The sequence below is a fragment of the Terriglobia bacterium genome (assembly GCA_032252755.1).
Classification (GTDB): domain Bacteria; phylum Acidobacteriota; class Terriglobia; order Terriglobales; family Acidobacteriaceae; genus JAVUPY01.
Window position 1 is genome coordinate 18,261 of the sequence record JAVUPY010000047.1, and the last position, 10,830, is coordinate 29,090.

General features: G+C 59.9%; 9 protein-coding genes. 1 reads left to right on the top strand and 8 read right to left on the bottom strand.

Going from position 1 to position 10,830, the window contains the following annotated elements; all coding sequences use genetic code 11:
* Nucleotides 1–93: 93 nt before the first annotated feature.
* Nucleotides 94–2,277, bottom strand: coding sequence for a patatin-like phospholipase family protein (locus ROO76_10415; protein MDT8068564.1), 2,184 nt, complete (start codon nt 2,275–2,277; stop codon nt 94–96).
* A 159-nt stretch (nt 2,278–2,436) separates the two neighbouring features.
* On the opposite strand from ROO76_10415, the gene ROO76_10420 reads away from it, so the two are divergent.
* A complete protein-coding gene (locus ROO76_10420; GenBank protein ID MDT8068565.1) occupies nt 2,437–3,963 on the top strand; it encodes a hypothetical protein in 1,527 nt (508 codons plus the stop codon).
* Here the strand turns inward: ROO76_10420 and ROO76_10425 are convergent, their stop codons facing one another.
* From ROO76_10425 to ROO76_10455, 7 genes are all read right to left on the bottom strand, one after another.
* Nucleotides 3,964–5,361, bottom strand: a complete 1,398-nt coding sequence (locus ROO76_10425) for a sigma-54 dependent transcriptional regulator (GenBank protein MDT8068566.1) — start codon at nt 5,359–5,361, stop codon at nt 3,964–3,966.
* Nucleotides 5,358–7,151 (bottom strand): ATP-binding protein, encoded by a 1,794-nt coding sequence (locus ROO76_10430; protein MDT8068567.1) that lies wholly within the window; start codon nt 7,149–7,151, stop codon nt 5,358–5,360. Before ROO76_10430 ends, ROO76_10425 begins: the two co-directional genes overlap by 4 nt.
* Nucleotides 7,148–8,488: an ABC transporter substrate-binding protein gene (locus ROO76_10435; GenBank protein ID MDT8068568.1), complete on the bottom strand. Its 1,341-nt coding sequence runs from the start codon at nt 8,486–8,488 to the stop codon at nt 7,148–7,150. Before ROO76_10435 ends, ROO76_10430 begins: the two co-directional genes overlap by 4 nt.
* Nucleotides 8,451–9,794, bottom strand: coding sequence for a hypothetical protein (locus ROO76_10440; GenBank protein ID MDT8068569.1), 1,344 nt, complete (start codon nt 9,792–9,794; stop codon nt 8,451–8,453). Before ROO76_10440 ends, ROO76_10435 begins: the two co-directional genes overlap by 38 nt.
* A complete protein-coding gene (locus ROO76_10445) occupies nt 9,778–10,023 on the bottom strand; it encodes a hypothetical protein (GenBank protein ID MDT8068570.1) in 246 nt (81 codons plus the stop codon). The genes ROO76_10440 and ROO76_10445 overlap by 17 nt, the downstream gene beginning before the upstream one ends.
* A 91-nt stretch (nt 10,024–10,114) precedes the next feature.
* Nucleotides 10,115–10,252, bottom strand: coding sequence for a hypothetical protein (locus ROO76_10450; GenBank protein MDT8068571.1), 138 nt, complete (start codon nt 10,250–10,252; stop codon nt 10,115–10,117).
* 32 nt (nt 10,253–10,284) lie between these two features.
* On the bottom strand, nt 10,285–10,830 hold a 546-nt coding region (locus ROO76_10455), incomplete at its 5' end, for a L,D-transpeptidase (protein MDT8068572.1).

Here is a 10,830-nt window from a genome sequence, read left to right on the forward strand (position 1 = left end):
ATAACGCAACGGGGCCAATTGCCTCAAACGTGAGGCACGGGCTACAAAGACCCACACCTGCTGACCGCGGCAGAGGGGCACAGAAGTGGAACATCAGAAGATTCTTCCCAACTGGAAGAAGAACTTGTGATGTCCCGAGTCGCCAACGCTCGTCCCGATATACGCCGGTCCAAACAACGTTTTGAAGACCACGCCGATGCTGCCGTCCATCGGGACGCGCGTGACGTCCGGCACCCCGTATGGCTTAGCAACTTCATAATCCGCCATCAGGTATATCTTGCTGCCAATGATCGGCGGTCCCTCGAATAGCTGATGCATCCAGCCCATCCGGAAATACGCGTATTGGTTCGTGAGGATTTCGTTCTCGCCGTAGGCACTTAGCCGAAAAGGGCCACCCAGCGTGTAAATGGGAATTCCCGTTTTGTCATAACCCAGGGTTGAGGCGCCAGAAACGATTCCAAATATCGTATTGTTCCGCGTTACGGATTTGAACGCTTGTAGCTGCGTGTCCAAGGCCGAAAAGCGATCGAGTGCCCCCGGCCGCGTGTCATAGAAACCAAAATTCGTATTCAGAGCCACGCCATTGCTCGGAACCACCGCATCATTCAGGCGATTCAGGCGATAGCTGGCCCGGGCGACTCCCTGCCGCCCTTCCACCGGCGTGAGCACGTCGAAACGCACGAGATCCGGCTCGTACTGCAACCACCCAAGTTCATACCCCACGCGGAGTTCGCTGTAGCGGTTGAAGTTGTAGCCAACATCGAAGCGGCTGAAAGCATGTCGGTAGCGATACTCGGCAAGCCGGCGGTCGCGTGAGTAGATATCGAAAGGCGCATTCACGCCGTCGAATCCCGGGGCGACAAACCAATGCTGGGAGACACCTATCGGTCGGTAGTATTCGGCGCCGACGTGATATAGCGAGCCGACCAGAACATCCGTCCGCAATTCACTGCCAATACGTCCGATGTCGAGGAACGTGAACCGCGCGCCCACGCCAAAGCGCACGTTCATGTAATCCGAACCGTCGATCACGATGCTTGGATTCACCGTCGGTGGCGCATACTGCTTTTCCGACGCTTCAATCTCGAGCCCCACCTCGTCATCCCGCTTGGCGAGGCTGTATCCCACCGATGCAAATCGTCCCGTTCCGGTGAATTGCGTGAGTCGCTTCTCCAGATGCGGAGTGTTGATCGGCTTGCCGGGTACGTTCTTCAGTTGCCGCTTCAAATCGGCAGCCAGGGCTGGCTTCGTACCCTCGACCTCGACAAACTGCGGAGTTGGCACGTGGAGGATCCTCCGCGCCTGCCTCTGCGCCGTGTATTCCTTCCATGCCGCATCGTCCAGCCGATACTGCTCCAGTTCTGCGGCATTCTGCTGTGCTGCCTCATAACCTTTCGCGATAATCTGGTCAGCATCGTTGAAAGACGTCGAACTGAACGCCTTCAGATCGATTCGAATGACGGTATTGGCCAGTGCCATGCCGCGCCGTTCATTGGTCGCAACCACAGCAGCAATCGATTCGCCGAGCACCGAGAACGAAGAGAGCGGAGTCTCCGCGTTAAGCTGAGCATTTTCCAGATGGACCGCGATCACCTTCTTCGCCCCCATCTGCAAAGCGATATCGGTCGGCAGATTATCGAGCAGACCGCCGTCGACATAAACCTTGCCGTTCAACCGCACCGGCGTGAAGAATCCCGGGATCGACATGGTGGCGCGCAGCGCTTCCGAGAGCGGTCCGTCTTGGAAGACGTGTAACTCCCGCTGCGTGAGTTCGGTGGAGACACACCGGAAAGGCGTCGGCAATGCGTCGAAGCTCTTTAATGTCGAGTAGGGAAGCGCGATGCGGTCGAGAATGAGTCCGACCTGGTGGCCCGAATTGAATCCGCCCGGAAACGCGATCCCGTGTCGTAATCCGAACTCAAACCCGGCAGGATAATCCGTGCGATCTTCTTTTCGGCGAAATGAGAGATCCCGGAAATCGGTTTCGCCGCGCAGCACGCCGTTCCAATTGATGCTGGTTACAAGCTGTCGCACCTCCTGCGCGTCCATCCCGGTCGCATAGATTCCGCCGACCAGGCCGCCCATGCTCGCTCCGGCAATATCGTCCACAGGGATGTGGTGCTCCTCCAGCCATTGCAGCACGCCTATATGAGCAAGCCCCAGCGCGCCCCCGCCTTCCAGCGCCAGCCCGATTTGCGGACGGGCAGTGGGCTCGGACTGCTGCGCGAAGGACGTCACCACCGTAAGACACACGATAAGAATGATTAATTTCCGCATCCGAAGATCTCCCGGTGTGCAGGTTTCTTCATGTTAGAGGTCGGCGGCAGCGCCGTAAACAGTCCCCCTTCGAGGTGTTGCCCGAAAACGGATGACTTTGGTACTGCATCTTTTTGGTGGCGCGGTTCGTAGTAGCAGCGGGATATAATCCGCGAAACCATGCGAACCGGATCCATAGCGGCGGCTGCATTTCTCGGCATCTTCGCTCTCCCGTTCATCGGCTTCGGGTTGATGTTCACGTTCGCGTCCGCCTCCCGCGGCGGACCGCAAGCGTGGTTGGGCGTCGTATTCGGACTCTTCTTCGCCTGCATCGGGTTTGGCCTGGTCGTGCTGGCGATTGCCGGAGTTCGCATCAGCAAACAGCAGGACGCCACAAAGGCCGCAAATCCCGACAAACCCTGGCTCTGGCGCACCGACTGGGCTGCAGGAAAAGCCAATGGCGGCGACCCGCGCGCGAACGTTACTGCCTGGGTTTTCACCGTCATCTGGGACTTCATCAGCGGCTTTCTCGCTTTCACTATCCTTCCCAGGTTGCTGCAGACCGGCGACCTCAAGGCGATACTCGTCGCGATTTTCCCGCTGGCCGGCATTTTCATTACTGCCTTCGCAGTTCGCGGTACCCTTCGCATCTGGCGCTATGGACGAACCGTCTTCTGGTGCGACTCCGTGCCCTTCAGTCTCGGAGGACGCGTGAAGGGGACCATCCATCTTAAGTTGCCAACGTCGACGCCACACGGCATCGATCTGCTTCTCTCCTGCAAGCGCCGCATCGTGACCGGGTCCGGCAAGAACCAGAGCGTCAGCGAACTCGTCCTGTGGCAGGACGAGAAGAAGATTCCGGCAGAGTCGGTGATGCACGGATTTTCCGACGCCGAAATCCCCGTCGAGTTTACGGTCCCGTCCGACGCGTACGAAACGAACAGCGATAACCCTAATGATCGCGTCTACTGGCAGCTACAGGCCAAGGCCGATGTTCCGGGCGTCGACTTCACCGACAACTATGAACTGCCGGTATTCCGAACTGCGGCAACGTCAACCCCCGCGGAGCAGACCGCGTTCGACAACTCCGGCAGGGCTTTTGCCGCACAGCTCCAGGCGGAAGCACCGGCGCCAGTGCCGCTCGCAACGCACATCGTCTACCGCGAGGACGACCGAGGCACCAGCTTCTATTTCCCTCCGCTGCGCAATCATGGCCAGGCGTTGGGCGTAGTTGCCTTCGCGACGGTCTGGAGCGCAGTCGTCTACTTCCTCTGGGTGCATGAGGGTGTTCCCTGGCTCTTCCGCATCGTGTTTTCGCTCTTCGAAGTGCTCGTTGCCTATATGTTGCTGAGCGTTGTTTTCGGCAGCGCGCTCATTCGCGTGCGCGAAGGCATGTTGCAGGTGCGAAAGGACATGCTAGGCATTGGGGCTTTGCATCAAATTCCGTTTGCCGATGTCGTTTCGATCTCGCTCCTGAGCCAGGGACACGCGAATACCTCCGGTGAAGTACTCTACGGAATCAGCATCAAGAAGAGCGATGGCCGCGAGATCAAGATTGCGGCAAACTCGCTGAGCCCCGCCGAGGCTCGCTGGATCGTTTCCACCATCGAGCGCCTTATGGGTCGCCGCCAGGACACGCGAGTTCAGTTCCAGTCTATTTACGGGGTGCCACCCCAGCGGAGTTCCCAACTGCGCGGCGATCGGTAGCTAAGCGTGCTCGCCGGCGCGCAACTGCCGAAGGTCCAGTCCCAACTGCTGGCATTTCTTGTAAAGATGGCTTCGCTCGAGTCCGAGCGCCTTCGCCGTGTTCGTTATGTGATTGTTCTGCCGCTTCAGTTCGGCGACGATCGTGTCGCGCTCGAATTGCGCCACCCGCTCCGAGAGCGGTCCGGCATGGTTGGCTGATACAGGTGTCAAAGCCGGTCTCGATTGACCCTCCGGCAACGCAAGTTCCACAGTGTTCTTGTCAACGCGGTCGCCGACAGCGAGCAGCATCAGGCGTTCGACCACGTTCCGTAGCTCGCGCACATTCCCCGGCCACGAATAGTTTTGGAGAGCGGCGATCGCCTCCGGTGTGAAGCGCAACGGCTTCCATCCGTTCTGCCCACAGACCTGTGCAGCAAAGTGTTCGACCAGCACAGGGATGTCCTCACGCCGCTCGCGCAGAGCAGGCAGATACAACGGGAACACGAACACGCGATGGAAGAGGTCCTGCCGGAATTTTCCCTCACGAACCAGTTCCTCAAGGTTGCGGTGCGTCGCGACTACAACCCGCACGTCGACCTTAACCGGCTTGTCGCCTCCTACTCGCTCGACTTCCCCTTCTTCCAGGACGCGAAGCAACTTGGCCTGCATCGGCAGCGGCATGTCGCCGATTTCGTCAAGGAAGAGAGTTCCGCGATGCGCCTGCTCGAATTTGCCGAGGTGCCGATTCGCCGCGCCGGTGAACGATCCCTTCTCGTGTCCGAACAGCTCGGACTCGATGAGTTCGGCGGGAACTGCAGCGCAGTTCAGGGTCACGAACGGTCCGCCGGCCCGCTTACTCTTCTCATGCAAAGTTCGCGCGGCCAGTTCTTTTCCCGTCCCCGTCTCGCCGTAAATGCAGACCCGCGATTCGCTTCCGGCGACGCGCTCGATCTGAGCCATCACGCGCTTCATCGCCTCTCCGGTCCACACGATCTGGTGCTTGCCCACGCGCTGGCGCAGTTCGCGATTCTCACTCTCAAGACGCTTGAGCCGCAGTGCATTCTCTACTGTCAGCAGCAGTTTGTCTGTTGAGATCGGTTTTTCGAGAAAGTCAATTGCACCCAGGCGAGTCGCTTTCACGGCCATCTCTATGTGCGCCTGCCCGGACATCATCACGACTGGCGCCGCGACACCCTGCGCTTTCAAATCTTCAAGCAAAGATAGCCCGTCCTTCCCCGGCATTACGACGTCAGACAGGATCAGGTCGAATGGCTTGGAGCGTGCGAGTTCGAGTGCGCGCGCCGCGTTGTCGCAAACCGTGGCCTCGTGCCCCGCCAGCCGGAACGCGCGTGAGAGCGACCCAAGCGTATTCGGTTCGTCGTCGACGATCAGGATGTCGGCCTTCGCGGCTGTGCTCACCCGTTCGCTCCACTCCGCACGCCCATCGACTCCGGTTCGGCGCGCTTCGGAAGATCAATGATAAATGTCGTGCCGCGTCCCGTCTCGCTGTTCACGCTGATCGTTCCGCGATGGTCGCTGACAACCGATTGTACGACCGCTAATCCCAGCCCCGTGCCGTGTTGCTTTGTCGTGTAGTAGGGCGTAAAAATTCGGTCGCGCTCTTCGGGCGTCAGTCCCGCCCCGGTATCGCTGATTTCTAGCCTCGCGCGCTCACCTGTATCCCGCGTCCGCAGCGTCAGCGTGCCACCTTGGGACATCGCGTCCACCGCGTTCAGAACGAGATTCGACACAACACGATGGAAGAGGTCGGGATCGAGCGGAATCTCCGTGAGCGAATCATCGAGGTCCAGTTTCAGAGTGATCGGCCTCGCTGCGTTCTTCAACTGCGTACCATGCAGTGCAGCGACTTTGCGTGCCAGTTCATTCAGCGACGTGTTCTGCAACTGCGGCCGCGGCATTTTGGAGAAATCGCTGAAGCGTCCAATGATCGCCTTCAGGTTCGAAATCTCCGCCAGCAGTGTTGACGTGCTCTCGTTGAAAATTTCTTCGAATTCACCGGGAGCCAGTTCGCGTGCGCGCACAAGATTCTCCACCGTAATTTGGAGCGGGAACAGCGGGTTCTTCAACTCGTGCGCGAGCCGCCGAGCCAACTCTCGCCACGCTGCTACACGCTCGGCTTGTACAAGGTGCTCGCGCTGCTCAATCAACTGGCGTGTCATCGTGTTGAACGACTCCGCCAGTTGCGCGAGCTCCGTACCCGGGCCGGGCTCTACCTGGACGTTCCAGTTGCCGTCGGCGATCTCACGCGAAGCCTCGGCCAACTGTTCGATCGGACGGGTAAATCGTGCCGCGATCCACAGGCTCACCGCAATCGCGAGCAGAATTCCAATTCCTGCTATTGAAAGTGCTATCGCCTTGATGTGCTGCTGTAGTTCGAGCAGAGGACGTCGCGATGCACCGACGAGCAGAACCGCTGCGATCTGCCCGGTATCATCCCTTAGTGGAGTCGCCTGTGTGGTCGCACGGTCGTTCGCAGCCGTCGAGATCTGAACGGAACCCGTCTTTTCTTCTCCGGTTCGTGCGGCCTTTACCAGGTTGAGAATGGAATTCGGGTTAGCGACCGTCGGCCCGATCACGTCTGCGATATCAAGAGAACTGGTCGTTTGCCGGTAAAGCCAGACGTACATTCCCGGCGGCAACGAGAGTGAATCGATGAACTCTCGGTCAACTTTTTTGCCGCCGATGAGGTAAATCGCCGCGTCTCCCGCATGGACGGGACGTACGGCGATCATCCCAAGTGCTGTTCCATCCGGCAGCTCCTCATTCTTCAGGAACGCGTCCTGCTGCGTCGCAGGCGGGAGTTGCCGCTTATATCCGAACCGCGCCGGCCACTGTGCCGACGAAACAATCGTCCCGTCCGCCTGCACGATCTCGAGAAAATCGAGCTGGTACTCCTGAGCGAGTGAACCGGCTTCCTGAAGGTAGGTCGACGGGTCGCCGCCGTGCGTGAGCGAGAATGCAATGTTTTGCAGGCGGTCCGTGGCCGCCATCCGGCTGAGCGTAGCGCCCACCTCGCTGCCTTCGCGGTGGAACTCGGCGCGAATCTGGTTGATCAACGCCGCTGTGCGTTCTTGCTCCATCTCGTTGAACGCGGCCCGCGTCCGCAACGACACCGTCCACGCAACGAGTGCCACCGAAACGATTACGACACCGGCAAACAACAGCAAGAGGCGTTGACGAAGGCTCACTTGCGCACCTCCGTCCAGAGGTCGAGATAATCCGGCGAGCCGCCGTCGAGCTTCCAGTCGCGTACTCGGTCGCTCGCCGCGAAAGCATGCGGCACGTAAAGCAATGGCACCAGGAAGCCTGGATCCAGCAATTCCTTCTCGCGCTGGTAAAGGCTATCTGTGGTGACGTCGTCCGGACTCTTGTGCTCCACACCAAGTTCGCTCACCAGCGCCTCCAGCGCCACCGAGGGCTGATAGCACCTTAGCCGAATGCGCACCAGTGTCAGGTCCCAATGTGCCGGGGCCGGCACGGTTCGAATCGTGATTCCGGCATCGCGAGCGCTCAACGCAATTCTCTCCCCCACCAGTTGCATCGAGGGATCCGCCGCATCATAGGTGAGCGTGAGTGTCGCAATCCTCCCCGCCTGGTTGCCATACTCCCTCGCACGTTCCAGGTCCTGCGCCGTCGAGAAGAGCGGACCATAACCGGTTATCCAGTTCGGCAGCAGGCTGCCCGTCACTTCACCTTGTCTCTGAAAGATGAAATTGAGCAGGGAAGCGCGATCGATACTTTCCTCAATCGCCCGGCGAACGTCGGTCTTCTGAATCGACGCACTGGCCTTGTTCATCACCAGCACAATCAACTCATCATTACGCGAGACTATTACGCGCAAATGGTTCTGCTGCGCCCGTTTAATCTGCTCGGCAGGAAATTCCGCCACGTCCGTCCGCCCAACTCCAAGATCCAGCGACTGGTCGCGGTGCGTGCGGCCGGAGGTCACTTCCACCGAGCCGACGTATCCGCGACCGTTCCAATAATTATCGAAGGCAACCAGTGCCGCTGAATTCGCGGTTGCGTGGTCTACCTTCAGCGGACCCGTACCGATGGGCGCACCGTTCGCTCCCGGCTTTGCAATTCCGAAACGCGTCGTCGCCAGCTCCGCCGGAAACAGCGGCTCTGGCGCATCGAACTCGAACACAACCGCTTCTCCAGCAGTCTGCACGGTCCGCCACGGACAACCGGCGCATCCGTTCAGAATCTCCGCAACCGAAGCCGCAGTCAGTGCGGTGCCGTCGTGGAATTTCACCCCCGGACGAATTGTAAGGAGCCACCGTTTATTCCGGTTCTGCGATTCCCATTTCACCGCAAGCCAGGGCTGCACCGCGCCAAGCTCATCGAGGTGCGTTAGCGTTTCCGTCGTAAGTGCCCGCGCCGTGCCATTCACATCCCAAAGCGGTCCGCTGGTTTCAACGCGCAGAGTACCGCCATAGCGCGGACGCGTGCGAGCTTGCGCGGCCGTCACGATCGTCGCGACGAGGCTACTGATTACAAGCCACTGAAATGCTGTACGCCTCATAGCTCCCCGTTTGCGTGCGCAAAACAGCAATCGCGCTGTCACCATCCGACGTCGTCCACAGCGCAGTCACTGGACCATCAAACGCCAGCGGCGGACTCACCGCGCGCGCTCCCTGGTAGTCGATCTCAAAAGCGCGGATCGTGTCATTCGCGGAATCATCGCCCACCGCCGTCGTAAGCAGTTGTGCTCCGGAGCCGCACCCGCTACGCACAGAAGCAACATCGCTCCCGAAATCGCGTGTGCCCGCCAGGCCGCGAATTCCGTTCCCATCAAAGATCATCGTCTGCCCATCAATTCCTGTCAGCACCCAGCCGTCACTATCTCCGCGCTTCACCTGTGCCGCGGAGAAAAACGGCGGGAACAATTTCGCCGCCGCCGGCACCATCGCCCCCGTGAAGTAATTCCGCGCCGAGTTGTAGAACGCCGTCGTCGTTCCATTCAGCGCCCACGGATCGTCGGACTCTCGGCATGTCATGGGTTGCTGCAACTGCTGCGCCCCCGCGCACTGAACTCCCGGCAAAAACACCTTCCAGTCGCCGTCTTTCCCCACCCACAACCGTCCGCGAAGATCGCGCGGGTAAGTCTCGTGTGGAATCCCCACCACCGTGACCGGATCCCACCGCGTTCCATTCTGCTTGAGAATGTTCACCTGCGAAGGCCCAAGTACCAGCAGATACCGCTGATCGTGCGACTGCCACAGCGCCGCGTCCAGTATCTGCTCCTGCTGCGCGATCAGGAACGATCTCCGCAGAACCACCGTCGAACTCGTCGCCGACGAGGCGTCCTGTTTCGGAACCACCAGCATCGCGACTTTCGTCTCCGCACCCTGCTGCACTTGCGCCAGCCACACATATCCGCGAATACTCTCGGAGAGAATCACGCGAATCGTGACCGGAGTGCCATCGCGCAATTGAACTCCGCTGGCGCGCAGGTCGCCCTCGATGCTGCGGCGAATTCCCGCCGCAATATCCGCTGAAAGCGAAGAACTATTCTGGAAATCGAGCGACGCTGGTCCAGGCCCGGTGATGGCAACGATCTTTCGTGCCAGTTCGAACGTCTGTGTATCCCAGTTGCCGGTCGCAGGTGCGGCGTACGCCGCAAGGCAGACCAGCAGCACAGACGAGACCCGTAGAACTTTGAGCATTGGCTGATGCGGATTATATCCTCTGCCGCCCGCGAGGTCGCGCCAAATGCCAGGGTCGCGGCAAACGCGCCCGTGAGAAAGCGCCGGGCGCAGCGGCTCTGGCCGATATCGCCGCGCCCGGCGTCCGCCACGGCGGATGGCGAACTCAATGAATGGAGCCATGGACCGGGAGTACCGCCAAACCAAGCGCCAGCAGGAAGGGAACCCACGCCAGCAGCGCCAGCGAAACCGTCACTCGCCACCGCAACGCCGCAGGCGCCGCTATTTCGACTCCGCGCATTTGGGCTCGGCGATATTGCAGTTCAAGGCCAAGGTCGTGAACCAGGCTGAATCCCGCCACTACGAACAGAACCGCTGTCATCGACAACAGGAAATATTGCGCCGCTTGCATCTCTCCTCCTTCCCACACCTGGACCACGTGAGTTCGTACTCTCGGTGCCCCACATCTGCGCTTTTCGCAGATGTGGGTCTTTCCGAGGCCTTCACTTCTCCATCCGGTTCATCCTCGTCAGCACCATCCTCGACAGCCCGCCGAAGATCACCTCTTCAATCAGCACCGCCGTCGCCAGCGAGAAAACCATCGCTCCTGCCAAAACCGCCATCGTCACCGCGCTCTCCATAACTCCTCCTCACCTCCGAGTCTTGCGATCCCTTACTGCCCAGCCGCTTCCGCCGTCGCCACCGAACCCTGCGCCACGGTCACCGGCTGCACTTCGCCGCCGAAGATCGCCACTGTTTCCTGCGTTCTCTCCGACTCGATCCGCACTTCGTCGCCTGCCCGAACCTGGCTGAAGAGTTCCTCCAGGTCCCTCTTTGCCATCCGAATGCATCCATGCGACACCGCCTTGCCGACCGACCTCGGCTCGTTGGTCCCGTGGATTCCGTAGCCTTTCTCGCTCAGGCCGATCCAGCGCGTACCCAGCGGATTCGCCGCTCCCGGCCCAATCACCTTTCCGGGGTGGTAATAGGTAGGGTTTTCCAGGCGGTTGATCACCTTGAACTCTCCCGATGGGCTCGGCGCTGACTCTCTGCCCACGGCGACCGGATAGATCGCCTTCACCACTCCGTCTTCCACCAGAGCCAGCTTGCGGTCGGGAACGCTCACTACGATCTCGCGCCGAACCGTTTGTGCTTCCATCCGGTTCGCCAGCAGGAGCACCAACGTGCCAAGGAAGCTGATCGCCTTCGCCTTCATCTC